Raw genomic sequence first — 279 nt, forward strand, 5'->3', positions numbered from 1 at the left:
CTCATCAAGTCGGCGGGAAGCCTCCGGCTATAAAAACGATGAGGATGTAAAAATGAATCATGCGATTACGATGGGTATTTTCTGGCATTTGATAGGCGCGGCCAGTGCAGCCTGTTTCTATGCCCCGTTTAAAAAGGTGAAAGGCTGGTCATGGGAAACCATGTGGTCCGTTGGCGGCACCGTGTCCTGGCTGATTTTGCCATGGACAATCAGCGCCATGCTGCTGCCCGATTTCTGGGGCTACTTCTCCTCCTTCAGCGCCTCCACGCTGCTGCCGGT

At 53.8% G+C, this 279-nt stretch carries 1 protein-coding gene; it reads left to right on the top strand.

The window, feature by feature from the left end; translation table 11 throughout:
* Positions 1-52 precede the first annotated feature (52 nt).
* Positions 53-279, top strand: a 227-nt coding sequence (locus RTW80_RS29010; protein ID WP_312721560.1) for an L-rhamnose/proton symporter RhaT, incomplete at its 3' end; no start/stop codon positions are given.

Origin of the sequence: Escherichia sp. AM3 (genome assembly GCF_032029835.1) — a bacterium.
Classification (GTDB): Bacteria; Pseudomonadota; Gammaproteobacteria; order Enterobacterales; family Enterobacteriaceae; genus Escherichia; species Escherichia coli.